The organism is Flintibacter faecis (assembly GCF_014287875.1).
In the GTDB taxonomy this organism is placed as follows: Bacteria; Bacillota; Clostridia; order Oscillospirales; family Oscillospiraceae; genus Lawsonibacter; species Lawsonibacter faecis_A.
The window spans coordinates 60931-85290 of the sequence record NZ_JACOPN010000003.1; the positions used below are offsets into that span (position 1 = coordinate 60931).

Genomic DNA, 24360 nt, shown 5'->3' on the forward strand with positions numbered 1-24360 from the left:
CCGGGGATTATCCCGATATTGCTCCTCGATCCCATGCTGTCAGCCAGTCCGTCTACTGAAAACGTAGGCGGTCTTTTTTTATCCCATCCACCCCATTAAAAGGAGGTCATGTACCATGCCCAAACAGAAAACCATCCCCGAACCGAAAGCCGAGATCGCCGCCAATGAGCGCCAGCTTGCCCAGCTCCGGCACAAACAGCAGCAGCTTGAAAACCGTGCCGCCTACTATGAAAAAGGCGACCGCAGGAAACGGGCGCACAGGTTGATTACCCGTGGAGCTGCCATTGAGAGCGTGGCCCCGCTGGCAAAGGTTTTGAGCGAAACCGAGTTTTACGCTTTTGCGGAAAAAGCCCTTGCCATCCCGGAGGTCAAGGGCCTGCTTATGGAGGCCGTAAACGAACACAACAAAAATGAGTTTCGGGGTGATTGACTATCGCACTGTATCATTTTCATGTAACCCAAATCAAGCGCAGCGCAGGACAATTCGCTATTGCGTCTGCCGCCTATCGCTCCGGCGAAAAGCTGCACAGCGAATACTACGGTGAGGACAGTGACTACACCCGCAAGGGTGGCGTAATCTGTTCGGAAATCCTGCTGCCGCCCCAAGCCCCACCGGAGTACGCAGACCGGGAAACCCTCTGGAACGCCGTTGAAAAAGCCGAGCGCGGAAAGAACGCACAGCTTGCATACAGCTTCGATATTGCCTTGCAGAACGAGTTTTCCATGGAGGAGAACATCGACCTCGCAAGGCAATTTTTATTGGACAATTTTGTGAGCCGGGGCATGGTGGTGGACTTCGCCATTCATCAGCCAGACAAGGAGGACGGTGGCATTTCCAATCCGCATTTTCATGTCATGTGTCCTATCCGTCCTCTGGATGAACACGGAAAATGGGGCAACAAGCAGCGGCGGGAATATGTGCTGGACGAGCATGGTGAGCGCATTCGGGACGAGGCTGGCAACTATGTGTTCAACGCTGTCCCCACCACCGATTGGGGCAAGCCGGAAACATTGGAGTTTTGGCGTGAACAATGGGCGGAGCTGTGCAACTCCAAGTTTGCCGAAAAGGGTTTGGATTGCCGCATCGACCACCGTAGCTTTGAGCGTCAGGGGGTAGAACAGATTCCCACCCAGCACGAGGGGCCGACCGTCCGAGCGATGGAAGCAAAGGGTATCCGCACCGACAAGGGCGATCTCAACCGCTGGATCAGGAAAACCAACGCCATGCTCCGGGAGGCAAAACAGAAAATCGCCGCCCTGATCGTCTGGCTGAAAGAAATGAAAACAGAGCTGTCCAAACCCCAACCGCCCACGCTGGTGGAACTGCTGTCTGCCTATTACGACAATCGCAACAAGGGCGCATACAGCAGCAAGGCAAGGATCGCCAATCTGAAAAAGTTCTCCGAAGCGGTCAATTATCTGAAATCAAAACAGCTCTATACCACCGACGATCTGGACGCAGCTCTGCACACTATGCAGGACGAAATCGACACGCTGAAAAAGTCCGCTTCCGGGAAACAGGCCCGCATCAAGGAACTGGACGAGCTGCTGCGCATGGCGGATTACTACAAATCCGGAAAGCCCGTTGCCGACAAGCTGAAAACCATCCGCTTTGAGAAATCCCGACAGAAGTACAAGGCAGAACATGACGATACGCTTCGCCTGTTCTACATCAAAAGGCCATGCTTTTGCAGTATGCCAAAGAGCACCACTTCCCGAACCCCACATTTTTCGTGGATGATGGAGTCAGCGGCGTGACATACGACCGCCCCGGCTTTCAGGCCATGCTGGCCGAAATCGAAGCGGGACGGGTGGCCGTGGCGATCACCAAGGACCTTTCCAGATTGGGCCGCAATTCCGCACTGACGGGGCTTTACACCAACTTCACCTTTCTGCAGAACGGCGTCCGCTTCATCGCCATCAATGACAACTACGACACCATTGACCCCAACCGGGTGGACAACGATTTTGCGGGCATCAAGAACTGGTTCAACGAGTTCTATGCCCGGGACACCAGCCGCAAGATCGGGGCTGTCCAGAAAGCTAAGGGTGAGCGAGGCGTACCCCTGACCACCAATGTGCCCTATGGCCATGTGAAGGACCCGGAGAATCCCCGCCGCTAGGTGGTTGACCCGGTGGCCGCCGATGTGATGAAGCGTATCTTTGCCATGTGCATGGAGGGCCGGGGTCCCATGCAAATCGCCAACCAACTGAAAGCGGACAAGGTGCTGACCCCCACCGCATATAAAGCACTGCAAGGAATAAAGTGTCCAAATAAGAAACCGGAAAATCCATATGGATGGAAGGACAGCAGTGTGGTCAACATTCTGGAACGTCGGGAGTACACAGGCTGTACGGTGAACTTCAAGACCTATACCAACTCCATCTGGAACAAGAAGCAGCGGGACAATCCCCTTGAGAAGCAAGCCGTCTTCCCCAATACACATGAGGCCATCATTGAGGAAGCCGTGTTTGAGAAGGTACAGCAGGTTCGCCAGCAGCGGCACCGAATGACCCGCACAGGCCGAAGCAGCATCTTTTCCGGGCTTATCTACTACGCCGACTGCGGTTCCAAAATGAACTATGGCTCGTCCAACAACGGCGATCCCACACAGGACTTCTTTGATTGTTCGCTGCACCGTAAGGACAAGAAGAAGTGCAAAGGACACTTCATTCGGGTCAAGGTTTTTGAGTGTGTAGTCCTGAAACATATTCAGACTGTGACAGGCTACATTCTGCGTCATGAGGCACATTTCCGTACTGTGATGGAAGAACAACTCCGGCTGGAAAGCGGTGAGCAGATCCGCATCCGCAGAAAACGGCTGGAGCCGAACGAAAACCGCATCGCTGAGCTGAAACGGCTGTTCATTAAGATTTACGAGGACAACGCCAGCGGGCGGCTGAGTGATGACCGCTTCGATATGCTGAGCCTGACCTATGAAATGGAGCAGAAGCAGTTGGAGGCTGAGTGTATTACCTTGCGGCAGGAGATTGAAGTACAGGAACGACAGAACGAAAACATTGAGAAGTTCATTCAGACGGCGCACAAGTATGTGGGCATCGACGAGCTGGACGGCTATGCTCTGCGAGAGCTGGTGTCCGCCATCTATGTGGACGCGCCGGACAAATCCGGCGGAAAGCGTGTGCAGCACATCCACATCAAGTACGACGGGCTGGGCTTCATTCCGCTGAATGAGCTGATGAAAGAGGAAACGGCGTGACCGAAGTCACGCCGCACCCCTTGAAAACACAAGGTTTTCACCATTTTTAGATTTTACTGTTTTACGACCACCCGGCTATTCCGGCGACGGCCATTTCTTTTCAAAACAAGCTATTACAAAAGCCCCAGCAGTTCCCGGGCCTCCTGGCGGCTGTAGCAGCCGTTCAGCACGTTCAGCAGGGCGTTGGCGCTCATGTGTTCGGGCAGCTCCAGCTGTTTCAGCAGTGCCAGACGGCGGGCGGCGCTGTCCGGTCTGCCGGTGAGCCCGGCAGAAAACAGGTCGGCCTTGGTCAGGGCGGGGGCGGTCTTTGCGTCCTGTCCGGGGGCTTCATTTAAAATGGTGGCCCCGGCCCGGCGGAGCACCTGCTCCAGCACGGCGGGGGTCATGCCCTCCACCCCCAGCTTGCCCTCCTTCCCCCGCTGACGCTTGCGGCGCTCCTTGCCGTAGACATCGGGGATATAGGCGTGCTTCACCTGGCTCTGGGGCACCGCCCCCCGGATTCGATTGCGGATGACAAAGCCCGCCCCGTCCGAGTCGGTGAGGACGATCAGGCCCCGGCGCTGGGCCGCCCGGCGCAGCAGGGCCATCTGCTCCGGGTCCTTGAAGATATGAAAGCCCCCCGTCTCCAGGATCAGGGTATCCACCACCTGGGACAGGGTGTTTTTGTCATAGCGGCCCTCCACTACAATGGCCTCCTTGATGCGCAGCATAAGTACTCTCCCATTCTAATCTCATTTTTACAATCGTAGGGGCCGCTGTCCCCAGCGGCCCGCAGCGTGTCGATGAACCCTTTCCTGTCATTCCGAGGAACGAAAGCGGCGCAGCGTTCCGCCCCCCCTCGTCCCCTTGGCTCCCCCTGTGGGGGAGCTGGCACGGCGTTAGCCGTGACTGAGAGGGCAGCCCCATTCCTCTTGCCCCTACGGTCAGGCGGGGTTCGCCAGCTCCAGCATCAGACCGGTGAGCAGCTCCTTCCCGTCCTGGCCGGAGGATTTCATGGCCAAGTCGATCTGGCCGCAGCGCACCACCGCCCGGCGGCACCACTTCAGGCTGAACCGCTTGGCGCTGCGCATCAGCTTTTCCGAGGGGTAGGGCTTGATGCCCCACAGCTGAGCCACGTAGGCCGGGCCTCTGCCCTGCTCCAGGGCCAGACGGGCGGAGTACAGCTGCCGCATCTGCCGCCCCACCGACCACATGATCTTGATGGGGGGCTCCTGCATCTGATACAGCTCCCCCAGCACGGACATGGCCTGGTCGAACTTCCCCTCGCCGATGGCGTCGGTCATGCGGAAGACCACCGCATCCAGCTGGGGGGTGGCCACCGCCTGGATATCCCCCATGGTGATGTGCTTCTGCCGGGCATAGGCCCCGACCTTCTCGATCTCCCCGATGAGGTTGGTCATCAGGTCGCCGCACAGGAAGATCATATCCAAAGCCAGGCGGGAGTCGATGTCCTTGCCCAGCGCCCGGAAGCGGCGGCGCACCCAGTCCACCAGGTCCCCCTGGTCCTGGCGGAGGAAGTTGGCCACGGTGCCGTGCTCCTTGATGGCGGCGGCCAGCTTGGTCCGGGCATCCCCCTTATAGTCGATGAGATCATAGACAAAGACCACGCACACATAGTCGGGCAGCTGAGAAAACAGCTTGGTATAGCCCTCCCGGTCCTTCTCCCCGCACTTGAACAGGTCGAAATCGGTCACCTGGACCATGGTCCGCTCCCCCATCATGGGCAGGCAGTCGATGGCCTCCTCCAGGGCGTGGGGGGACATGTCCTTGGGCTCCAGCTGGTGGAAATTAAAGGTCCCCATGCCCCCGGAGAGCAGCTGCTCCCGCAGGCGGCCCAGGTAGTAGTCCCGGAGGTAGGTCTCCTCCCCATGGAGGATATACAGCTGCCCCGGGCGCTGGTCCGCCAGGTCCTTTTTCAGTTTTTGATATCCGGCGGTGTCCGGTTTCTTCTTGGGCGGCATGGCTGCCCCTCCTTGTTTTTTTAGTGTTCCCCGCTGCGGACGGTGACCGTCCCCTGCAGGTCGGTGCGGTAGATGTCTGTCCCGGCCAGGGCCAGCCGCTCCAGGGTCTCCTGGGCGGGGTGGCCATAGCGGTTGCGCTTGCCCACAGAGATGACCGCCGTCTCCGGCTGTATCTCATCCAGCAGGGCCTGGGTGGTGGAGGTGGCCGAGCCGTGGTGGCCCGCCACCAGCACCTCGACCCTGGGCAGCCGGGTGTGGGAGAGCAGCCGCTCCTCCCCCTGACCGCCCATGTCCCCGGGGATGAGTACGTCAAAGTCCCCGGCGGAGGCCAGCACGCACAGCCCCAGCTCGTTGGTCTCCCCCGCCGACTGCAGGGGTGGGAATATGGTCAGCCGCTGCCCGCCGGGAAAGCTTAGATGGGTGTCCCCGCAGACAAATCGGACTTCTATGCCCCGCTCCGCCGCCAGGGTCAAGATCTCCTCTCTCAGGGGGTCGCCCTCCTCCACATCGGGCAGGAGGAGCAGGTCCACCACCACCCGGCGCAGCAGCTCCGGCACGCCGTTGGCGTGGTCGCTGTGGTAGTGGGAGACCACCAGCGCATCCAGCTTCTCCCCGCCCCGGGTCTGGAGATAGTCCGCCGCCGCATCCCCCGCGTCCTGCTGTCCGTCGCCGCCGCAGTCCACCAGTACCAGGCGGCCGTCCAGCCGGAGGAGGACGCTCTGCCCCTGGCCCACATCCAGCACCGCCGCCGTCAATCCGGGCGACTGAAAGCTCAGTGCGGTGAACCAGAAGCAGGCAGTCAGGGCTGTCACGGCGGCGCAGCCGGGGATGATCCACCGCTTTTGTCCCCGCAGCAGGGCCGCCAGGGCCAGCAGCAGGCACAGATAGACCACCCACGCCCGGTAGTAGAACGAATTCAAAGGCAGAGCGGCCAGGGGCAGCCGCCCCAGGCCCTGGACCACCCAGTTTAAATAGCGCCCGATCAGTGTAAAGGGAATCGCCAGCACAGCCGCCGTCCCAGGCATAACACAGGCCATCAGGCCCACACACAGCCCGCCCAGGAACAGCGCCGCCACCGCCCATAACGTGAGCAGGTTGGACAGGGGCGACACCAACGACACCTGGCCGAAGTGCAGCGCCGCCATAGGCACCGTCAGCACCGATGCGCCCAATGTTGCCGACAGGGTGGCCGTGAAAAACCGGGGGACACCTTGGGCAAGCCGGAGTATTCGGCTCTTGATGGGCCTGTCCAGATGAAGAAAGGCGTTCAGCCTCCCCTGTACCCCATCCGAGCTCAGCAGGATGCCCGCCACCGCCCCGAAGGACAGCTGCAGCCCCACATGGGCGGCGGAGAAGGGGTTCCATATCAGCAGCACCGCCAAGGCGAAGGCCAGTGCCGTGAAGCTGTCCCGCTCCCGGCCCAGCAGCGGAGCCACCTGCAGCAGAGCCAGCATCACCGCCGCCCGGCTCACCGACGGGGTCCCCCCGGCCACGCCCCAGAAGAGCGCGGCCAGGATCAACGTACATGCGGCCCCGCTCCGTTTTCCCCTGCCCAGCAGCAGGGTGACAGCCCCCGCCAGAAAGGCCAGGTGCATCCCGGACACCGCCACCGTGTGGGACAGTCCCGTGCGCTGGAGGGAGGTGGTGAAGGGGTCGCTGAGGTTCTCCCGTCCGCCGGTGACGATGCCCTGGATCACAGGGGCCACATCCGGGGGAAAGGCCCGGCCGATGCCCCCTTTCAGTTTTTGGGACAGATAGGCAGGCCAGTATCGCCAAGGGGGCCTGGCCCCCGGCTCCACCGTCAGCTTGCCGTACAGGTCGGCCTGGAGGAAGATGCCCTTGGCGGTGTAATAGGTGATGTCCTCCCCCGTCCTGGTGTGGGTGGCGGCGGTGCAGTGGGCCACCCCCGTCACCCGGTCCCCCGGGCGCAGGCCGGCCCCCTGTTCGTCGGTGAACAGCAGGGCGGACAGGGGCTTTTCGCCCTCCTCCCCGCCCTTCACGGGGATCTGCCAGCGGCCATAGTCCCGGCTGACCGGCCAGTCCCGCACCACGGCTTCAAAGCGCACCGTCCGCCCGTCCAGGGCCCGGACGGGGGCCAGAGCTACCTGGCGATAGCCCGCCGTGTACAGCAGACCCAGGGCCGCTCCGCCGAAAATGAGGGCCGCCCGGAGTAAGACCCGGCGGCGTTTTCTCTCCGGTCGGGCTGCGCTCCGGCGCAGGAGGGCGCACAGGACCGCCGCCGCCAGGGCGGCCAGCCCCAGAGGGAGCCAGCCGCCCTCCGGCAGGACCTGGGTGCTGAACACACCGGCGGCGAAGGCAAAGGCCGCCGTGGCTAAGATCCGCACAGGCTTCCCTCCTCTCTCCGGGTCACGCCGGAAATTTACGGTTTTGTCTGATCCGGCCCCTTGGACTTTTTGATCTCCTCCCAGTACCGCCGGGCCGCCTGCTCCGTCTTGTTGGGGCCGAAGTGATAATATTGGGTCCCCGCCAGCTCGTCGGGCAGGTACTGCTGCTGCACCCAATGGCCCGGAAAGTCGTGGGGATAGAGATAGCCCTGGTCCCGCTCCATACCGGAGGAGTCGGCGTGGACGTTCTGCAGGTGCCGGGGGATGTCCCCCGTCCTGCCCCGGCGGATGTCCGCCTGGGCGGCGGCGATCCCCAGGTACACCGAGTTGGACTTGGGAGCGGTAGCCAGCAGCACCGCCGCCTGGGCCAGGGGCAGCCGGGCCTCGGGCAGCCCCAGCTGCAGGGCGTTGTCCACGCAGGCCTTCACGATGGGCACCGCCATGGGATAGGCCATGCCCACGTCCTCGCTGGCCGAGCACAGCAGCCGGCGGATGGCGGTGAGCATGTCCCCCGCCTCCAGCAGCCGGGCCAGATAGTGCAGCGCCGCGTCCGGGTCAGAGCCCCGCAGGGACTTCATCAGGGCGGAGGCGATGTCGAAGTGGGCGTCCCCCTCCCGGTCATAGCGCATGGCCGACTTCTGGGCCACCGTCTCCGCGTCGCTCAGAGTGACAAGGAGTTTTCCTTGCTGGCGCTTGGCGGCACTGAGCAGAAGCTCCACCGCGTTCATGGCCTTTCGGATGTCGCCGCCGCAGGCCTGGGCGATGTACTCCTTCACCCCCGGCTCGCACTGGGCCTGGGCCCCCAGGCGCTGCTCCATGATAGAAAAGCCCCGCTCCACGGCGGGCAGCGCCTCCTGCGGCGTGATCTGCTTGAATTCAAACACCGTGGCCCGGGACAGCACCGCCCCGAACACGGCGAAGAAGGGGTTCTCGGTGGTGGAGGCGATGAGGGTGATGCGCCCGTCCTCCATAAACTCCAGCAGAGACTGCTGCTGCTTCTTGTTGAAATACTGGATCTCGTCCAGATAGAGCAGCACCCCCTCCGGGGCCAGCAGGGTGCCCACCTGCCCCATGATCTCCTTGATGTCAGAGATGGCGGCGGTGGTGGCGTTCAACCGGTGGAGTGGCCGCCGGGTGCGCTGGGCAATGATGTTGGCCACGGTGGTCTTTCCCGTGCCCGAGGGGCCGTAGAAGATCAGGTTGGGCACGTCGCCCCCCTCGATGATGCGGCGGAGCAGGCCGTCTTTGCCCAGAATATGCCCCTGCCCCACCACGTCGTCCAGAGCGCTGGGGCGGATCTCATCTGCCAGAGGGCGGTATGCCATTTGCGTACTTCCTTTCTGAAAAAGCGGCGGTTTTACAGCATTCCCGCCGCACGGCACATTTTATCTTTGAAAAAGCGGTTCACCAGGGAGATGGCCCGGCCCACGCCCACCATGGCCAGCACCGTGCCCAGGCCCACCGCTGCGACCTTGCCCAGCATGACCAGACTCAGGATAACGGTGAGGGCCACGCACACCAGGTCGAAGCAGTTTTTGGCAAAGCCCTGGTCCCGGCCCATCAGGTCGGCGATGGCCTGGACGATGCCGTCGCCCGGATTTGGCACCAGGCGCATGTTCACCGTCATGGACACGCCCACACCGGTGACCAGGATGGCCAGGGCCAGACACACCAGATTGGCGGCCAGGCCGTGCCGGGCCGGGTCATAGGTCACCCAGCGGTCATATACGTTCAGCACCCGGCTGAACACCAGGCTCAGGGGCAGCTGCAGCAGGTCATACCACTGCCGGCGCTTCCCCCGGAGGATGAGCTGGGCGATGACGAACAGGGCATACAGCACAAAGGTGGCGTCCCCCAGGTTCACGCCCCAGATCCGGGTGCTGCAATAGGCCAGGGACAGGATGGGGGACACCCCCAGCCCCGTCTTGGTGTTCAGGGTCAGCCCCATGGCCAGCACCAGCATTCCCACGGTATAGATGCCCCAGCGGCTCAGCGTCTGTCTATTCGTTCTCTCACTCTCTGTTTTTTCAGTCAATATAAGGCTCAAGTCCTTTTCACCTTTTCCCGTTCAAAGCCCAGGTATCTCGTCCCCTGAAAGGTCAGCTTGCCCCGGTCCCCTTCGGCCAAAAGGCCGTATTCCTGGCCGCTGACGGAGAACTCCATCCGGTCCCCGCTGTCCACCTGAAAGGTCACGTAATAGGTGGTACTGCTGCTGATGTGGCACATGTCGGTCCCGTTGTGGCCACCGTGGTGAAAGGTGGACACCTCAGTGCGGCGGCTCACCAGCTCGGCATCCACCGTCAGCCGGGGGGACTGGTTGTTCCGGTTCCACTGTGCCGTGCCCCGCACCGCCATGACGATGAACGAACCGATGACCACGATAAAGCCGATGACCACGATCACAAGGACAATGGTGAACATGTTCTCAAAGGAGCTGAAACCAAAGCCGGGGTCCATCATCACGGGGTCTCCTCCTCTCCATTCTTCATGAAGTAGTCGCACCAGGGCCGCAGGGTGCAGCTCTGGCACTGGGGCCGCCGGGCGATGCACACCGCCCGGCCGTGGAGGACCATCCGGTGGCAGAAGTTGTTGGACTCCTCCGGGGGCAGCACCCGGCGCAGCTGCTGTTCCACCTTTCCCGGGTCCTTGGAGCCGTCGGTCAGGCCCAGCAGCCCGGTGATGCGGATGCAGTGGGTGTCCGCCACCACCACCCCGGGCACGTGATACACGTCGCCCAAGATCAGGTTGGCCGTCTTCCGCCCCACCCCGGGCAGCTTCAGCAGCTCCTCCATGGTACCGGGCACCCGGCCCCCATAGTCCCGCAGCAGCATCTGGGCCGACAGGACGATGTCCCGGGCCTTGGCCCGGAAGAAGCCGGTGGAGTGGACATAGCGCTCCACCTCCGCCACGTCCGCCCCGGCCAGGGCCTCCAGGGTGGGGAACCGGGCGTAAAGGGCGGGGGTGACCTGATTCACCCGCTCGTCGGTACACTGGGCGGCCAGACGCACGGCAAACAGCAGCTCATAATCCTTTTCATATTGCAGGGAACACAGGCTGTCGGGATAGAGGGCTTTCAGCTCCTCCACGATGGCCCGCACCTGCTCCGGTGTTTTTCCCACGGCGGCAGCGTCTCCTTTGCTTAAAGTCATTCGGGTTCTGGTGATCGAAATACTATGATCGATTTGATGATATCACACTTGCCGCCGTTTTTCGAGCCTTTTTTCAAACTAGGCAGAAATAATCAGGGGGACGGTTCTTGTGATTAGCAGCTAATCATAAGGACCGTCCCCGTAATTACCTCTTGCATTAGATCTGTTCGCCCCGTATAATATAGTCGTAGAAAGCGTTGTGAAGTTATCCCGAGAGAGAAGGTGTGCAAATGCTGGAGGACCCCTTCAAGAAGTATGACCCGCAAATCTTAGAAGTCGTTCGAAACTTTCGCCTTCTCGACGATGATTTCATGACGAAGGTCTTCGAGGACAAGGCGTGTCTGGAGTTGATGCTCCAAATCGTCATGGACATCCCAACGCTAAAGGTCAAAAGTTTTCACATACAGGACACGCTCAAAAACATTCAGGGGCGTTCTGTCCGCTTCGACGTTTGGGCGGAAGATGACGCCCATACGCAGTATAACATCGAAGTTCAACGAGCGGACAAAGGTGCCGGCACCAAACGCGCTCGTTATAACAGCGCCATGCTGGACGCGAATATCACGCAGCCAGGTGATGACTGCACAGACCTTCCCAAAACTTATGTCATCTTTATCACCGAAAACGACATACTGGGGAAGGGGCAGTTGTGCTATCGCATCGAGAGAAGATATCGCGTTGAACGCACCGGACAATACGAGGTATTCGACGATGATGCGCACATCCTATATGTGAATGCCGCTTATGAGGACGCTTCAACGGCGCTGGGAAAGTTGATGGCAGATTTCAGAACGAGAGACCCGGAACAGATGCATTTCCAGGCGTTGAAACAGCGTACAAAATATTTCAAAGAAGAACCGAAAGGAGTTGGGACTATGTGCAGAGCTGTGGAAGACCTTGTAAAAAAGGAACTCAGCAGAACGGTTGAAAACATTGTTAAGAACGAGCTTAATGAAGCATTTCTCCAACTTGTCCAAAATATGAGCAAACAGAAACTTTCACTCGTACAGATGACTGCACTGTCCGAACGCAGCGAAGAAGAGGTTATTGCGGCGCTAAAGAAACTGGGGCTTTCTATTCCCGAGTAAAAATAATCAGGGGGACGGTTCTTGTGTCCAGCCGTACATTTCACAGAATATTTCTTCTCGTTTCTGGCCTTTTGTGATATACTACACTTAGAAAAAGTGTTTGGAGGTGCCCTATGAGTAAGATTTATTCATTGTCTGAATTAAAGTCCATTTTAAATCCCGTTTTTTCTGAACACGGTGTCCGAAAGGCGGTGCTGTTTGGCTCTTACGCAAAAGGCACCGCCACGGAACACAGCGATGTTGACCTGCTGGTAGACAGCGGCCTCCGGGGGCTGAAATTTTTCGGGCTGCTGGAAAGCGTGACATGCGCTTTGAATATTCCGGTGGATCTGCTGGATGTGACGCAGATCGAACAAGGCTCCAAAGTGGAGCGTGAGATTCAAAGCAGCGGGGTATCCATCTATGGACAGTAAAGATATTCGGGTCTTGAAAAAACTGCTGCAGCACACGGATGCTATTATGCGGTATTGTCAAAACTGCAAGCAGCTTGCGGATTTCGAGGCGGACTCCATGCGTGTGGAAGCGACTGTTTTTAATCTCATGCAGATTGGAGAATTAGCAAAAACATCTCTGAGCGATGATACAAAAGAGCAGATCATATCCATTCCTTGGCGGCAGATTTATGGAATGCGGAACCGCATTGTTCACGGGTATGATGGGGTCAATATGTTGATCGTTTGGGAGACCGTTTCCGAAGATATCCCGCAGTTGAACCGTGAGTTGGCAAAGATTCTGGGGACACTTTAAATAATCAGGGGGACGGTTCTCGAATCACAAGAACCGTCCCCCTGATTACAGTATACCAAACTTTCCTTTTTCTGTCAAATTACGCTGTCCGTATCTGTTTTTCTTGTCAAAAAACAGCATTGATTGTCAAAAAAACGCAAGGCAGCTGCCGAAACAACCGCCTTGCGTTGGATTTTGTATCATTCTTTTTCCGGAAATCTCAAAGGAATCGTCCCCGTGATTCCCCGTGATTCGAAACTCCCCTTTTTATTTTACGTAGTAATTATAAGGAGCACATTTAATAACTAAGGCAGAACTCATGTCACCCCAAATAGTCATTACCCATACACCATTATAGGAAGCAACGCATGTTGTGTAACTTTTGTATCCGGCATTAAGCATAATTGATGCATGTCCACTTGAATTTTCCCATGCTTTAATAACTCTTTCTGCCCCGTTTTCGCCACGATACAAATTTTCACCAGAAATCCCACTTGAACCATCAGGACGAGCATGTTCAAAATAAGAATACGCTTCCTTTGCACGAAGTAACGTATACTCTTCCTGCTCGTCGGTTGTCACCCAATGCATCGTTACATCCCATGTTTCTTCAATTTGGTCAGGATGCTTTGCAAGGAATGCATTGACATAAGGAATCACATCGTACTGAAGTTTAGCTCCAGAGATATCGACATTTGCCTTGGTATAGAACCCGTTAGCATTAGGAGAAGATGCGTCACCCGTAGTAGGATAATCATTGCTCTTTCCAACGTCACACAGGCTGTTCACGTAAGCCGCATTCGTTGTGCCATCAGAGTTCTGGCTATTGCTCGCATCAGGCTTCGTCGGTGTAGGAGTAGGTGTAGGCTCGACAGGCTGCGTAGAACCACCATTTACCTCAGGAAACTGGACCCCTTCCACGTTTTCAAGATAGCGAATCAAAATGACCGCTACCTGAGCACGAGTTGCGGTTCCACGGGGGCTCAGGGTCGTGCTGCTGGTGCCGCTGACCACCTTGTTGGAGACGGCCCAAGCGAAGCCGTCGGCGGCGTAGCTGGCCACCTGATAATAGTCGCTGTATTGAGAGATGGCGGAGGTGTTGGTTGCAGGCTTGTCGGCCACGTTGTACAGGATGGTGACCATTTGCTCCCGTGTCAGCTGGTTGTCGGGGCCAAAGGTGCCGTTGGAATAGCCGCTGACCACGCCCTTCTTGCTCGCCCATGTCACAGCCTTTGCGTACCATGCAGAAGAGGGCACATCAGAGAAGCCGGAATTTGTGCCGCAGTCCTCACCGTAGTAGTTGTACAAAATCTGCACCATCTGACCGCGGGTGATGGGGTCATTTTTGCCGAACAGGCTGCTGCCGTAGCCGTTCATCAGTCCGGCTTCTGACGCTTGCATCACCTGGGTGTAGCACCAGGCATCTCTGGTAGGCGAGACATCCGCGAAGCTCCCTGCCGCGCTTGCAGGGAGCGTCAGCGACAGACACAGCGCCGCTGCCGCCAACAGGGCAGTTAATTTTCGTTTCATGGAAAAACCTCCTTTATTCTCTCTTGTTGTAAAGTATACCATAAATGACGGTGTAATCAAGTAATCAGGGGGACGTTTCCTATGATCGCCACGAATCACAGGAACCGTCCCCCTGATTATTGCTTAAATTGCTTAATTGACTTGAATGATCTTGATCTGGTCGGCGGTGAAGCCTGCCGTCTGGTTCACCACGTCCACCAGCTTGGCGGTGTCCGCCTCGTTCAGGCCGCTCTCCGGTGCGGCCACCGCCAGACTGAGGGAGTCCTCCCCAATGAAAGCCACACAGTCGGCATAGCCCTTGGCCAGCACCAGATTCTCGATCTGGGCCTCGGTGACGGTGTAGTCGGCCATGGTCTGGATGGCGGTGTTCACCTGGTCCTTCACCGTCTGGTCTGCGTCCTCCCGCCCCGCCGCGTCCTGCAATAAAGACAGGGCGCTGTCCCGGGCCTGCTGGCGGTTCAGGCGGGCGGCGGCAAAATAGTCCCCGCTGGCGCTGCCCGGCTCCGCCGTCTCCTGGGCGGGGGCGGCGGTGGAGGTGTCCCCGGCGGAGGCATCCGTCTCCTGCGAGAGCAGGGGGTCCTGGCTCTGCCCCCCTACCATAGTGGACTGCCCCAGGGTCTTGCCCGCCTGGGCCTGCTGGTCATAGCTCCAGTTTAAGTATACCGCCGCACAGACGAACAGGGCGACGGCCGCCACCACCGCGTTGCGCTTCCACAGCTGCACCCAGTTCGTCCCCTTTTTTCCCGTTCTCATATTCATTCCTCCCGCTTGTTAATTGGTCCCCTGACAAATGGATATCCGGTCGCTGCCCAGGCCGGTTAGGGCGGCCACCGCCTGGCTCAGCCGCAGCTGCACCAGGGGGTCTCCGCCCCCGGGACACACCACCAGCGCCCCCCGAAAGCTTGGAGTGAGGGTCTGCACCGGCACCACACTCTGGTTCCCGGAGCCGCGGCCCACGGTGACCACGGTGGAGCTGCCCCTGCCGTCCGACTCTGTCTGGCTGTCCCGGGCCAGCACGCTTCGGGCACCCCCGTCCAGAGTGAGCACCACCCGGGTCTCCCCCGCCCCGTCCACCCGGGACAGGGCCTCCGCCAGCCGCTGTTCAAAGCCCTCCAGATTAAAGTCCTCCGCCGTTCCGGCGCTGACCTCTGCCGCCCCTTCGCCGGCGCTTCTCCCGCTCCCGGTGGGCAGCGCCATGAGCAGGGCCCCCACCGCCACCACGAGCAGCGCCCAGCGATAGGTGCCCAGCAGCGTCTTCCACCGCTGGCCCAGCCGGGTCAAACGCTCCCCTTCCGGTCTCTCCCTCACGGCGCACCCTCCTCCCGAAAGCTCTGCCGCTCCGGGGGCACGCCCAGTTCCTCCTCCAGGCAGCGGCGCAGCCCGTCCCAGTCCCCCTGGGCCAGGTCCCCCGTCACCTCCACCCGGTCCGGCACATAGATCCCTCCCTCCTCCCGGCAGTCCACCTGAGCCTGACACTTCAGGCCCAGCTGCGCCCCTTTGCTCTCAATGTATGCCCGGTATTTTTCCGCTATGACGGCCATTTGGATCCCCTCCCCCTGCTCTGTCAGCGCCGCCCGGCTGTCCGCCAGGGCCGCCCGATAGTCCGTCAGCCACTGCCCGCCCGCCGCCACATCCAGCGTTTTTATTGGGGAGAGTACCGCACACAGCAGCACCATGGCGCACACCAGCCGCCCCACCTGCTTCACGCTGCCCCTTGGGGACAGGTCCTGGGCAATGGTACACAAGATGGCCGCCGCGATGACCCGCATCAGCCACTGCTTCATCCGATCCCCCCTCCCACCGCCGCCAGGGCGGAGGCCACGCTGACCAGCAGGATCAGCGCCCCCGCCCCCGTCATGCCCAGCACCATGCCGAAGGCCCCGCCCAAAGCGTCGATCAGCCCGCTGAGTCTGGGCTGGGCGATGAGCGCACACAGGGCAGCCGCAGCCTTATACACCAGATAGTGCAGTCCCAGGTGGAGGAAGGGGGTCAGGCAGATGGCCAGCACCACCAGCATCCCCGCCGCCCCCACCGTGCCCCGCAGCACACCCGCCCCGGCCAGCACCGTCTCCGAGGCATCGGCCAAAATGCCCCCCACTACGGGGATGGCCCGGGAGATGGCCAGCTTGGCCGTTTTCACGGCGGCGGCATCCACACTGCCTGCAATGGCCCCGCTGGCGGTGAGATAGCCCACAAAGGTCAGCAGCAATCCCGTCAGGAGCAGGGCGGCCGCCCCCTTCATCAGCTCCCCCAGCTTCTTCAGCCCTGGGCTGTCCACCGCCGCCCAGGCGCAGCTGACGGCCACATAGCCGTCGATCAGGGGGATGAGCAGCCCGTCCATCGCATCTAATAACAGCTGGGAGAAGAGCACCGTCACCCCCTGGCCCACTGCCGCACCGGACACCCGGCCTGTGGCGGCGGTGAGTGCGGCCATCACCGGCAGCAGGGCCTGGGAGAAGTCGTCCATCCGTCTCAGGGTCTCCAGCCCCAAGCCGATCATGGCGGCCACGTCTGTCATGGTCAGGGCGGTGATGGCCAGCGCTCCCGCCAGCTCCGCCGCCCGGACCCCCTCCTGCTGCCCCGGCAGGGCGGCGCTCTGGGCCAGGCCGCACACCAGCACCACCGCCAGCAGCTTCACCCCTGTGGCCACGCTCCGTCCCGCCAATTCCTTCAGCTGCTCCAGGCCCTGGGCGGCAAGTTGGGACAGGCCGCCCTCCAGCCCCGTGTCCCGGGTCACGCCATAGTCCTCCGCCTGGTCCCACAGCCCGTCCCAGCCGGGGACAGTCTCCCCGTCCAGCGCCGCCACAGGGATAATACACAGCACCAGCGTCAATACAAGTATCACCCATCGTCTCATGTCAGCATCTCCGCCAGCAGGACCGTCACCGCCCGGGCCAGGGGCAGGGCCGCCCCCAGGGCCAGGATCGTCCCCGCCGTCTCCACAAAGGCGGCCAGCCCTCCCTCGCCGGAGGAGCGGCACACCTCCGCCGTCAAACGGGTGAGGATGGACAGGGCCACCGTTTTCACCACCGGCTCCAGCAGGGCCTCGTCCAGCCCCGCCAGACCGGCCAGTTCCTCCATCAGGGCCACCGCCGCCCCCAGGCTGTCCGCCGCAGAGAGGAGCATCCAGGCTCCGGCGCACAGCACCAATACCAGGGAGAACTCCGGTGCCCCCCGGCGGAGCACCCCCGCCAGCAGAGCCGCCGTGACCCCTACCGCGGCCACCTGGATCATCCCGTCCATCACAGGTGGAACAGGGTCTTTACCAGGTCGAACAGGTCGGCGATCTCCCGCACCACCATCATCAGCACCACCACCAGCCCCGCCAGGGTGGTCATCATAGCCTGTTCCTCCCGGCCCGCCCGGCTGAGCACCTGATTGAGCACCGCCACCAGAATACCCACAGCGGCGATCTTAAAAATAAGGTCCACGTCCATTTCCGTCCCCCTCTTTCGTATCCCCGCCGCCTTTACAGCAGGAGAATGACCAAAAACGCCCCTCCGGCGGCTCCTAACGCCCGATATACCTTCCCCTGCCGGCGTTGTCTCTCTTCCGCCCGGACCCGAAGCTCGTCCACCCGGCGGCAGATGGCGTCCACCCGCCGCCGCTGCTCGTTCCAGTCGCACCGGCCCAGAACGTCCCCCAGGGGCTCTAAAGTGCGGCGGGTCTCCCCGTCCAGGCCGGGCAGGGTCTCCGTCAGCCTGCGCCAGCCTTGGGAGAAGGGCTCCCAACTCAGGCGTTCCAGGCTCTCCCGGCAGCCCTGAAACAGCGCCCTGGCAGGGCCGGCGCTGCGGGGGATGAGCCGCTCCATCAGCTCGGGCAGGGGCGGACTGTCCAGCTCCAGCTCCTGCTCCAGCAGAGCCAGCCCGTCCCTTATGGTCTCCAGCGTGCGGACATGGCGCTTCAGGCCCTCCGCCGCCGACAGTCCCGTCCAGGCCGCGCCCCCGGCCACCAGCACCGCCCCCAGCAGACGTACCATGTCAGTTCAGCTCCTCCACCACGTATTCCCGCCCCGTCTGTCCCCGGCGGATGGTCACCAGGCGGCGGAACAGGCTCCGCTCCCACAGGGGGGCATACACCGCCCGCCGGGACAGGTCCGCCCGGTTCTCCCCGTGGGCGGTGGCCAGCACCGTCACCCCGCAGCCCGCCGCCGCACACAGGGCGGCCACGTCCTCCGGGGCGGTGATCTCGTCCACCGCCAGCACCTGGGGGTTCATGGCCCGCAGCAGCAGCATCAGCCCCCGGGCCTTGGGACAGCCGTCCAGCACATCGGTGCGCTCCCCCACGTCCAGCTGGGGCAGGCCCTGATACAGGGCGGCCACCTCTCCCCGCTCGTCCGCCAGGGCCACCCGCAGCGGTTGGCAGTCGATCCCGTCGGACACCTGGCGGATCAGGTCCCGCAGCAGGGTGGTCTTGCCCAGCCCCGGGGGAGCCAGGATCAGAGTGTCCGTCAGCCGTCCCCCCCGGCACAGCCGGGGCAGCAGCCCGTCCGCCGCCCCCTTCACCTGCCGGGCGATGCGGATGGACGCGGAGGACAGGCCCCGCAGCTGGACCATCTCCCCCTCCCGCATCACCGCTGTGCCGCACAGGCCGATGCGGTGGCCCCCCTCTATGGTGAGAAAGCCCCGGCGCAGCTGGGGCAGGGCCGTGTGGACCGAAGCCCGGGTGGCCAGCTCCAGCAGCTGCTCCAGCTCTCGTGGCTCCACCGGCGGCCCACCCAGGCTCCGCTCTCCCGTTGGAAATACCACCGACAGGGGCTGTCCCGCCCGCAGCCGCAGCTCCTCCGCCCAGGCCCGCTCCCCTGGAGGCAGGGTCAGGGCCAGCCGCCGCAGCCGCTGGGGCAGCGCCCCCGCCGCCTGGTCAAAGGCCCAGGTCCGTTTTTCCGTCTCCATGCCTGTCCCCTCCTTTGCCCCCATCCTATGCCTGTCCTCTCTGGGCTAGAACCAAAAACGGACCCGCCGCAGTCTCCCGCGGCGGGTCCGTTTTATGCCTTGTCATTGCGAGGAGGGCAAAGCCCGACGCGGCAATCCGTCTCTCTCGTCCAAGGGACGGATCCCCACGTCGCTGCGCAGCCGTTGGCAGCTTTGCTGCCTTACGGCTGCGGCGTACCCCTTGCGGGTGCTTCGCTCCTCGGAATGACATAACTTAGTTCTCTTGTCCTTTCAGCAGCTCCTGCTGCCGCTGCCGTTTGCGCCAGCTGACAAAGCCATATAGGTCGTTGCAGAAAAACATGGCAAAGCAGATGGCCATGGACCAGTTGGCCGGGTCGTTCCGGGCGGCCAGCACCCACAGGCCGATGAGCACCAGGTCATTGGCGGCGTAGGCCACGGCGTACATGCTGCTGCGAAACAGCATGAGGTACGATGCCAAAAAGCTGGTGGTGACGGACAGGGTGCTCAGGGGCAGCTGGGCGGTATGGAAGTATTTTAAAATGTAGTAAAAGGCCCATGTGGTCCCCGCTGCGCTTACCGCCATGATCCAGCGCAGCCGGGGAGACAGCCGGGCGGCCTCCACCTGGTTCTCCTCCTGGCTGGGGTGGCGCAGCCAGGTGACAACAGTCATGGCGGAGATGGGCCCTGTCATGCCCATGTAGGTGACCATCTCCCCATAATACCGGCAGTAGAAGGACAGATAGCCATAGACCAGGCTGAACACCACCATCAGCACCTGGCCCAGCACCGCCCCCCGGGCGATGTAAATGAGGGCCGTCACCCCGATGACGGGGCCCAGCACTCCCGCCGCCGTGGTCTGTCCCCCCAGCACGCCGGCCATGGCCACCACCGCCACAGAGAAAAGCCACAGCCCCCGCTCACCGGGTGACAGGGCAAACCACTCTTTTTTCACACACATCCGCTCCTTCAACGCCGCCCGGAAAAAACAGCGCCCGCATGACGTATCTTCTAAGACCTAACGATACGCCGGCGAACGCTTTCACGATCTGCTACCCGGTGGCAGCTGCATATTGCTTGTATACCATACTGTAGCATATCTCCTCCCGGTTTACAAGTCCTCTTTTCTCCGGCTTTGGTCTTTTTAAAAAAACCGCTTTTCCCGGGCAACTGTGGGATTGTTTTTCCCGCTGAAAATATGTATAATAAAATGAAGTATTGTTTGATACTGAAACACTCAAATGAGAACGGAGGAATCCACATGGATAAGCTGTTGGAGCTGTTGGAGCAGGATTGTTCCATGACCACCGAGCAGTTGGCAACCATCGCGGGGATGTCTGAGGCAGACGTGAAGGCAGCCATTCACAAATATGAGGAAGAGCGGGTCATTCTGGGCTATAAGGCCATCATCGACTGGGACCGGGTCCACAAGGAGGCCGTCACCGCCCTGATCGAGGTAAACGTGGTCCCCCAGTCCGCCGACGGCTTTGACCGCATCGCCGAGCGCATCTATCAGTATGACGAGGTAGAGAGCATGTATCTCATGAGCGGGGCCTTCGACCTGACCGTGATCATCTCCGGCCGCACCCTGCGGGAGGTGGCCCTGTTCGTCAGCGAGCGGCTGTCCACCATCCAGGGGGTCACCGGCACGGCCACCCACTTCATTTTGAAAAAATATAAGGAAAAGCACCTGGTGTTCCGCCCCCAGGACCCTGAGGAAAGGGAGTATATCTTTGTATGAACTATGAAAACATCCTGAACCAGCGCATCCAGGGGGTCAAGCCCTCGGGCATCCGCAAATTTTTCGACATTCTGGAGGAGATGACCGATGCCATCTCCCTGGGCATCGGCGAGCCCGACTTCGTCACCCCCTGGCACATCCGGGATGCGGGCATCTATTCTCTGGAGCGGGGCCACACCAAGTATACCTCCAACGCCGGCCTGCTCCAGCTGCGCCGGGAGATCGCCGCCTATCTCAACCGCCGCTTCGACCTGCAGTATGACTACGCCCACCAGATCGTGGTCACCGTGGGCGGCAGCGAGGGCATCGACCTGGCCCTGCGCTGCCTGCTCAACCCGGGGGACGAGGTCATCATCCCCACCCCCTCTTTCGTGTGCTACGGCCCCCTTACCGAGATGTCCGGCGGCGTACCCAAGTACCTGGAGCTGAAGGTGGAGAACAAGTTCCGCCTGACGCCCGAGGAGCTGCGCGCCGCCATCACCCCCAACACCAAGGTTCTGGTGCTGCCCTTCCCCTGCAACCCCACCGGCGGCACCATGGACCGCCAGGACCTGGAGGCCATCGCCCAGGTGCTGGAGGGTACGGACATCATGGTGCTGTCCGACGAGATCTATGCCGAGCTGACCTATGGCCAGCGCCACGTCTCCCCCGCCAATCTCACCAGCCTGAAGGACCGCACCGTCGTGGTCAACGGCTTCTCCAAGAGCCACGCCATGACCGGCTGGCGCATGGGCTATGTGTGCGGGCCGGAGCCTGTCATCCAGCAGATGCTCAAGCTGCACCAGTTCGGCATCATGTCCGCCCCCACCACCAGCCAGTATGCCGCTGTGGAGGCCATGCGCAACGGCGACCCGGACATCGAGCATATGCGGGAGGAGTATGACCGCCGCCGCCGGTATCTGGTGGAAAATCTCAATCGCATCGGCCTGTCCTGTTTCGAGCCCAAGGGCGCGTTCTATGTCTTCCCCGACATCCGCTCCACCGGTCTGAGCAGCGAGGAGTTCTGCGAGCGCTTCCTCATGGAGGAGAAGGTGGCCGTCATCCCCGGCAGCGCCTTCGGCCCAGGGGGCGAGGGCTTTGTCCGGGCCTGCTATGCCGCCTCTATGAAGGACATCGCCGAGTCTGTCGCCCGGCTGGATAACTTCCTCACCAACCTGCGCCGCAAGCAGGGACGGGGTGAGGGATGAGTTAGGAGTTAGGAGGGATCAGTTAAATAACTCCTATCTCATCACTCCTAACTCATCACTAAATTAAATTTATAACGAAAGGGTGTTTATCGTGAATGTTGTCTGTCTGGATATGGAGGGCGTGCTGGTCCCCGAGATTTGGATCGCGTTTGCCCAGGCCAGCGGCATCCCTGAGCTGAAGCGCACCACCCGGGACGAGCCCGACTATAACAAGCTGATGAACTGGCGGCTGGGCGTGCTGAAGGAACACGGCCTGGGCCTGAAGGAGATCCAGGCCACCATCGCCACCATCGACCCCCTGCCCGGTGCCCGGGAATTTCTGGACGCCCTGCGGGAGGAGACCCAGGTCATCATCCTCAGCGACACCTTCGAGCAGTTCGCCAAGCCCCTGATGAAAAAGCTGAACTGGCCCACCCTGTTCTGCAACACCCTGGAGGTGGCCCCCAGCGGGGAGATCACCGGCTTTCAGATGCGCTGCCCCCAGTCCAAGCTGACCACCGTGAAGGCCCTGCAGTCCTGCGGCTTCGAGACCATCGCCGCCGGGGACAGCTTCAACGACCTGGGCATGATCCAGGCCAGCAAGGCGGGCTTCCTGTTCAAGAGCACCGCCGCCATCAAGGCCGACCACCCCGAGCTGCCCGCCTTTGAGGCGTTTGACGACCTGCTCTCCGCCATCAAGGCTGCCCTTTAACGCAAAATAGTTCAGAGTTAGGAGGGATGAGGGATGAGTTATGGATAACTCCTGAGCCTGTCAAAAAAGCCTGTCATTGCGACGAGGCCCAGCGGGGGGATTCCGGGCGGATAATATCCGCCCCTACACCGGCTCCTGGGGTAAGAAACAAAAAGCCTTCCCCTGGGGGAAGGTGGCACGGCGTAAGCCGTGACGGATGAGGGGAACGCCATCGACATTTGAGCGCTCCCGACGGAACGGCCAAAGCCTTCGCCCCGCAGGGGAGAAGGTGGCATGGCGCAGCCATGACGGATGAGGGGGACCACGGGGGTACACCCGTTATCGACGGGCCGCTGGGGACAGCGGCCCCTACAAGGGAACGTCCGTAGGGGCGGATGTCCCCATCCGCCCGTTCGATGGCCTCCGCACCCAACGATACCCGCCCTCATCCGCCCCCTGCGGGTACTGCGCTCCTCGGAATGACAGAAACGGTTTTTTTACAGTCTTAACTCCTAACTCATCACTCCTAACTCATCACTGAAAAAAGCGAGGCGTATACCATGACTTACGAAGAACTTCCCTTCCGCCCGGCGGATATTCTGCTGCCCCAGGGCTGCGACCTGTCCCTGTGGAGCGTGGTGGCCTGCGACCAGTATACCTCCCAGCCGGAGTATTGGCAGCGGGTGGAGGAGCGGGTGGGCTCCGCCCCCTCCTCCCTGCGGCTCATCCTGCCCGAGAGCTGCTTAGAGGGCCCCAATGTGGAGACCGACATCACCGAGATCAACAACACCATGAGCCGCTATCTCCGGGACGGCCGCTTCACCGTCTATCCCGGCAGCCTATTCTATGTGGAGCGCACCCTGAGCAGCGGCAAGACCCGCCGGGGCCTCGTCGGCATGGTGGATCTGGAGCAGTATGACTACGAGCCCGGCTCCTCCGCCCCCATCCGGGCCACCGAGGGGACGGTCCTCTCCCGCATCCCGCCCCGGGTGGCCGTGCGGAAGAACGCCCCCATCGAGCTGCCCCATGTGATGCTGCTGGCCGACGACCCGGACAAGACGGTCATCGAGCCTCTGTCCGCCCACACCAGGGACATGACCCCCCTCTATGACTTTGAGCTGATGGAGCACGGCGGCCACATCCGGGGCTGGCAGCTGTCCCAGGCCCAGATGACTCAGGTGGCCGACGCCCTGTGCCGCCTGGCCGACCCGGAGGCCTTCCGGGCCCGGTATCACACCGCCCCCGATGCCAGCGTGCTGCTGTTCGCCGTGGGCGACGGCAACCACTCCCTGGCCACGGCGAAGGAGTGCTATCAGCGGCAGAAGAAGCTCACCCCCCCGGAGCAGTGGGCCTCTCTGCCCGCCCGGTACGCCCTGGTGGAGCTGAACAACCTCCACGACCAGTCCCTGGAGTTCGAGCCCATCCACCGGGTGGTCTTCGGCGTGGAGCCGGAGGACCTGCTGGCCGAACTGAAACAGTATTATCCCGACGGTCACCCCGGCCGGGGGGAGGGCCATGTCTTCACCACCGTGTATCAGGACCGGGAGCAGGACTACACCGTCCCCCACCCCGCCGCTCAGCTGGCCGTAGGCACCCTCCAGGCCTTTCTGGACGACTATTTAAAGGCGCATCCCGCCGCCCGGGTGGACTATATCCACGGGGACGATGTGGTGCGCCGGCTGTCCCGGCAGCCGGGGGCCATGGGCTTCCTGCTGCCCGCCATGGCCAAGGAGTCCCTGTTCCCCACGGTGATCTTCGACGGGGTGCTGCCCCGGAAGACCTTCTCCATGGGCGAGGCCCAGGACAAGCGGTTCTATCTGGAAGCCCGGAAGATCCGCACTTAAAGGGAGGCC

27 protein-coding genes and 1 pseudogene are annotated in these 24360 nt (G+C 61.4%); 11 read left to right on the plus strand and 17 right to left on the minus strand.

The genetic code is table 11. From position 1 onward, the window contains the following. Window positions 1-115: 115 nt before the first annotated feature. The 4 genes and pseudogenes from H8S55_RS04955 (at window position 116) to H8S55_RS14475 (ending at window position 3221) form a co-directional block, all read left to right on the plus strand. Window positions 116-430 (plus strand): DUF3847 domain-containing protein, encoded by a 315-nt coding sequence (locus tag H8S55_RS04955; protein WP_186878044.1) that lies wholly within the window; start codon window positions 116-118, stop codon window positions 428-430. A 2-nt stretch (window positions 431-432) separates the two neighbouring features. After that, window positions 433-1680 (plus strand): annotated as a pseudogene (gene mobQ, locus H8S55_RS04960) (MobQ family relaxase); the annotation flags it as partial. 2 nt (window positions 1681-1682) lie between these two features. Beyond that, on the plus strand, window positions 1683-2123 hold the full coding sequence (locus tag H8S55_RS14070; protein ID WP_243200469.1) for a recombinase family protein: 441 nt from the start codon (window positions 1683-1685) through the stop codon (window positions 2121-2123). A 24-nt stretch (window positions 2124-2147) separates the two neighbouring features. Continuing rightward, entirely contained in the window at window positions 2148-3221 is a 1074-nt protein-coding gene (locus H8S55_RS14475) for a recombinase family protein (protein WP_366467408.1), read from the plus strand. A 113-nt stretch (window positions 3222-3334) separates the two neighbouring features. On the opposite strand, the gene H8S55_RS04970 is transcribed toward H8S55_RS14475, so the two are convergent. The 7 genes from H8S55_RS04970 to nth form a co-directional block, all read right to left on the minus strand. Beyond that, a complete protein-coding gene (locus H8S55_RS04970) occupies window positions 3335-3931 on the minus strand; it encodes a ribonuclease M5 (RefSeq protein ID WP_186878045.1) in 597 nt (198 codons plus the stop codon). A 213-nt stretch (window positions 3932-4144) separates the two neighbouring features. Next, the gene (gene holA / locus H8S55_RS04975) at window positions 4145-5182 is read right to left on the minus strand and encodes a DNA polymerase III subunit delta (RefSeq protein WP_186878046.1); all 1038 of its coding nucleotides are present in this window, start codon (window positions 5180-5182) and stop codon (window positions 4145-4147) included. A gap of 20 nt (window positions 5183-5202) precedes the next feature. Further along, window positions 5203-7527, minus strand: coding sequence for a DNA internalization-related competence protein ComEC/Rec2 (locus tag H8S55_RS04980; protein WP_186878047.1), 2325 nt, complete (start codon window positions 7525-7527; stop codon window positions 5203-5205). Between the two features lie 35 nt (window positions 7528-7562). Continuing rightward, window positions 7563-8852: a replication-associated recombination protein A gene (locus H8S55_RS04985; protein WP_186878048.1), complete on the minus strand. Its 1290-nt coding sequence runs from the start codon at window positions 8850-8852 to the stop codon at window positions 7563-7565. Window positions 8853-8884: 32 nt separating this feature from the next. After that, the gene (locus H8S55_RS04990) at window positions 8885-9574 is read right to left on the minus strand and encodes a YczE/YyaS/YitT family protein (RefSeq protein WP_243200470.1); all 690 of its coding nucleotides are present in this window, start codon (window positions 9572-9574) and stop codon (window positions 8885-8887) included. Then, complete coding sequence (locus tag H8S55_RS04995) at window positions 9571-9984, minus strand: DUF2500 domain-containing protein (RefSeq protein ID WP_186878298.1); 414 nt, start codon at window positions 9982-9984, stop codon at window positions 9571-9573. The genes H8S55_RS04990 and H8S55_RS04995 overlap by 4 nt, the downstream gene beginning before the upstream one ends. A gap of 2 nt (window positions 9985-9986) precedes the next feature. Next, complete coding sequence (gene nth / locus H8S55_RS05000) at window positions 9987-10646, minus strand: endonuclease III (protein ID WP_366467411.1); 660 nt, start codon at window positions 10644-10646, stop codon at window positions 9987-9989. Between the two features lie 260 nt (window positions 10647-10906). Here nth and H8S55_RS05005 point away from each other — a divergent pair, with 260 nt between their 5' ends. From H8S55_RS05005 to H8S55_RS05015, 3 genes are all read left to right on the plus strand, one after another. Next, a complete protein-coding gene (locus tag H8S55_RS05005) occupies window positions 10907-11764 on the plus strand; it encodes a PD-(D/E)XK nuclease family transposase (RefSeq protein WP_186878050.1) in 858 nt (285 codons plus the stop codon). 113 nt (window positions 11765-11877) lie between these two features. Continuing rightward, on the plus strand, window positions 11878-12177 hold the full coding sequence (locus H8S55_RS05010) for a nucleotidyltransferase family protein (RefSeq protein ID WP_186878051.1): 300 nt from the start codon (window positions 11878-11880) through the stop codon (window positions 12175-12177). Next, window positions 12167-12511 (plus strand): HepT-like ribonuclease domain-containing protein, encoded by a 345-nt coding sequence (locus tag H8S55_RS05015; RefSeq protein WP_186878052.1) that lies wholly within the window; start codon window positions 12167-12169, stop codon window positions 12509-12511. Before H8S55_RS05010 ends, H8S55_RS05015 begins: the two co-directional genes overlap by 11 nt. 246 nt (window positions 12512-12757) lie before the next feature. Here H8S55_RS05015 and H8S55_RS05020 read toward each other — a convergent pair whose 3' ends face one another. From H8S55_RS05020 to pnuC, 10 genes are all read right to left on the minus strand, one after another. Continuing rightward, window positions 12758-14020 carry a CAP and S-layer homology domain-containing protein gene (locus H8S55_RS05020; RefSeq protein WP_186878053.1) on the minus strand — a complete coding sequence of 421 codons (1263 nt, stop codon included), beginning with the start codon at window positions 14018-14020 and terminating at the stop codon, window positions 12758-12760. A 132-nt stretch (window positions 14021-14152) separates the two neighbouring features. Then, window positions 14153-14773, minus strand: coding sequence for a SpoIIIAH-like family protein (locus tag H8S55_RS05025; RefSeq protein WP_186878054.1), 621 nt, complete (start codon window positions 14771-14773; stop codon window positions 14153-14155). 18 nt (window positions 14774-14791) lie between these two features. Next, the gene (locus H8S55_RS05030; protein WP_366467415.1) at window positions 14792-15328 is read right to left on the minus strand and encodes a SpoIIIAG-related protein; all 537 of its coding nucleotides are present in this window, start codon (window positions 15326-15328) and stop codon (window positions 14792-14794) included. Beyond that, window positions 15325-15804, minus strand: coding sequence for a hypothetical protein (locus tag H8S55_RS14335; protein WP_186878055.1), 480 nt, complete (start codon window positions 15802-15804; stop codon window positions 15325-15327). Before H8S55_RS14335 ends, H8S55_RS05030 begins: the two co-directional genes overlap by 4 nt. Continuing rightward, entirely contained in the window at window positions 15801-16877 is a 1077-nt protein-coding gene (locus H8S55_RS05040; RefSeq protein WP_186878056.1) for a stage III sporulation protein AE, read from the minus strand. The genes H8S55_RS14335 and H8S55_RS05040 overlap by 4 nt, the downstream gene beginning before the upstream one ends. Continuing rightward, window positions 16874-17254: a SpoIIIAC/SpoIIIAD family protein gene (locus tag H8S55_RS05045; protein ID WP_243200471.1), complete on the minus strand. Its 381-nt coding sequence runs from the start codon at window positions 17252-17254 to the stop codon at window positions 16874-16876. Before H8S55_RS05045 ends, H8S55_RS05040 begins: the two co-directional genes overlap by 4 nt. An 8-nt stretch (window positions 17255-17262) precedes the next feature. Continuing rightward, on the minus strand, window positions 17263-17457 hold the full coding sequence (gene spoIIIAC, locus H8S55_RS05050) for a stage III sporulation protein AC (protein ID WP_147561203.1): 195 nt from the start codon (window positions 17455-17457) through the stop codon (window positions 17263-17265). A 32-nt stretch (window positions 17458-17489) separates the two neighbouring features. Continuing rightward, window positions 17490-17999, minus strand: a complete 510-nt coding sequence (locus tag H8S55_RS05055) for a stage III sporulation protein AB (protein ID WP_186878058.1) — start codon at window positions 17997-17999, stop codon at window positions 17490-17492. 1 nt (window position 18000) lies between these two features. Further along, on the minus strand, window positions 18001-18912 hold the full coding sequence (locus H8S55_RS05060; protein ID WP_186878059.1) for a stage III sporulation protein AB: 912 nt from the start codon (window positions 18910-18912) through the stop codon (window positions 18001-18003). A 253-nt stretch (window positions 18913-19165) separates the two neighbouring features. Further along, window positions 19166-19864 carry a nicotinamide riboside transporter PnuC gene (gene pnuC / locus H8S55_RS05065; protein WP_186878060.1) on the minus strand — a complete coding sequence of 233 codons (699 nt, stop codon included), beginning with the start codon at window positions 19862-19864 and terminating at the stop codon, window positions 19166-19168. Between the two features lie 306 nt (window positions 19865-20170). On the opposite strand from pnuC, the gene H8S55_RS05070 reads away from it, so the two are divergent. The 4 genes from H8S55_RS05070 (at window position 20171) to H8S55_RS05085 (ending at window position 24351) form a co-directional block, all read left to right on the plus strand. Continuing rightward, complete coding sequence (locus H8S55_RS05070) at window positions 20171-20650, plus strand: Lrp/AsnC family transcriptional regulator (RefSeq protein ID WP_147561195.1); 480 nt, start codon at window positions 20171-20173, stop codon at window positions 20648-20650. Next, window positions 20647-21837 (plus strand): pyridoxal phosphate-dependent aminotransferase, encoded by a 1191-nt coding sequence (locus H8S55_RS05075; RefSeq protein WP_147561193.1) that lies wholly within the window; start codon window positions 20647-20649, stop codon window positions 21835-21837. Before H8S55_RS05070 ends, H8S55_RS05075 begins: the two co-directional genes overlap by 4 nt. 91 nt (window positions 21838-21928) lie before the next feature. Next, complete coding sequence (gene thrH / locus H8S55_RS05080) at window positions 21929-22528, plus strand: bifunctional phosphoserine phosphatase/homoserine phosphotransferase ThrH (RefSeq protein ID WP_186878061.1); 600 nt, start codon at window positions 21929-21931, stop codon at window positions 22526-22528. Between the two features lie 539 nt (window positions 22529-23067). Further along, the gene (locus tag H8S55_RS05085) at window positions 23068-24351 is read left to right on the plus strand and encodes a DUF1015 domain-containing protein (protein WP_186878062.1); all 1284 of its coding nucleotides are present in this window, start codon (window positions 23068-23070) and stop codon (window positions 24349-24351) included. Window positions 24352-24360 lie beyond the last annotated feature (9 nt).

What these genes read in the sequence shown, in the direction of transcription:
- H8S55_RS04955 (WP_186878044.1), top strand. Translation starts at nt 116, where the DNA reads ATGCCCAAACAGAAAACCATCCCCGAACCGAAAGCCGAGATCGCCGCC.
- H8S55_RS14070 (WP_243200469.1), top strand. Translation starts at nt 1,683, where the DNA reads ATGCTTTTGCAGTATGCCAAAGAGCACCACTTCCCGAACCCCACATTT.
- H8S55_RS04970 (WP_186878045.1), bottom strand. Translation starts at nt 3,931, where the DNA reads ATGCTGCGCATCAAGGAGGCCATTGTAGTGGAGGGCCGCTATGACAAA.
- holA (WP_186878046.1), bottom strand. Translation starts at nt 5,182, where the DNA reads ATGCCGCCCAAGAAGAAACCGGACACCGCCGGATATCAAAAACTGAAA.
- H8S55_RS04985 (WP_186878048.1), bottom strand. Translation starts at nt 8,852, where the DNA reads ATGGCATACCGCCCTCTGGCAGATGAGATCCGCCCCAGCGCTCTGGAC.
- H8S55_RS04995 (WP_186878298.1), bottom strand. Translation starts at nt 9,984, where the DNA reads ATGGACCCCGGCTTTGGTTTCAGCTCCTTTGAGAACATGTTCACCATT.
- H8S55_RS05005 (WP_186878050.1), top strand. Translation starts at nt 10,907, where the DNA reads ATGCTGGAGGACCCCTTCAAGAAGTATGACCCGCAAATCTTAGAAGTC.
- H8S55_RS05010 (WP_186878051.1), top strand. Translation starts at nt 11,878, where the DNA reads ATGAGTAAGATTTATTCATTGTCTGAATTAAAGTCCATTTTAAATCCC.
- H8S55_RS05015 (WP_186878052.1), top strand. Translation starts at nt 12,167, where the DNA reads ATGGACAGTAAAGATATTCGGGTCTTGAAAAAACTGCTGCAGCACACG.
- H8S55_RS05020 (WP_186878053.1), bottom strand. Translation starts at nt 14,020, where the DNA reads ATGAAACGAAAATTAACTGCCCTGTTGGCGGCAGCGGCGCTGTGTCTG.
- H8S55_RS05025 (WP_186878054.1), bottom strand. Translation starts at nt 14,773, where the DNA reads ATGAGAACGGGAAAAAAGGGGACGAACTGGGTGCAGCTGTGGAAGCGC.
- H8S55_RS14335 (WP_186878055.1), bottom strand. Translation starts at nt 15,804, where the DNA reads ATGAAGCAGTGGCTGATGCGGGTCATCGCGGCGGCCATCTTGTGTACC.
- H8S55_RS05040 (WP_186878056.1), bottom strand. Translation starts at nt 16,877, where the DNA reads ATGAGACGATGGGTGATACTTGTATTGACGCTGGTGCTGTGTATTATC.
- H8S55_RS05045 (WP_243200471.1), bottom strand. Translation starts at nt 17,254, where the DNA reads ATGATCCAGGTGGCCGCGGTAGGGGTCACGGCGGCTCTGCTGGCGGGG.
- spoIIIAC (WP_147561203.1), bottom strand. Translation starts at nt 17,457, where the DNA reads ATGGACGTGGACCTTATTTTTAAGATCGCCGCTGTGGGTATTCTGGTG.
- H8S55_RS05055 (WP_186878058.1), bottom strand. Translation starts at nt 17,999, where the DNA reads ATGGTACGTCTGCTGGGGGCGGTGCTGGTGGCCGGGGGCGCGGCCTGG.
- H8S55_RS05060 (WP_186878059.1), bottom strand. Translation starts at nt 18,912, where the DNA reads ATGGAGACGGAAAAACGGACCTGGGCCTTTGACCAGGCGGCGGGGGCG.
- H8S55_RS05070 (WP_147561195.1), top strand. Translation starts at nt 20,171, where the DNA reads ATGGATAAGCTGTTGGAGCTGTTGGAGCAGGATTGTTCCATGACCACC.
- H8S55_RS05075 (WP_147561193.1), top strand. Translation starts at nt 20,647, where the DNA reads ATGAACTATGAAAACATCCTGAACCAGCGCATCCAGGGGGTCAAGCCC.
- H8S55_RS05085 (WP_186878062.1), top strand. Translation starts at nt 23,068, where the DNA reads ATGACTTACGAAGAACTTCCCTTCCGCCCGGCGGATATTCTGCTGCCC.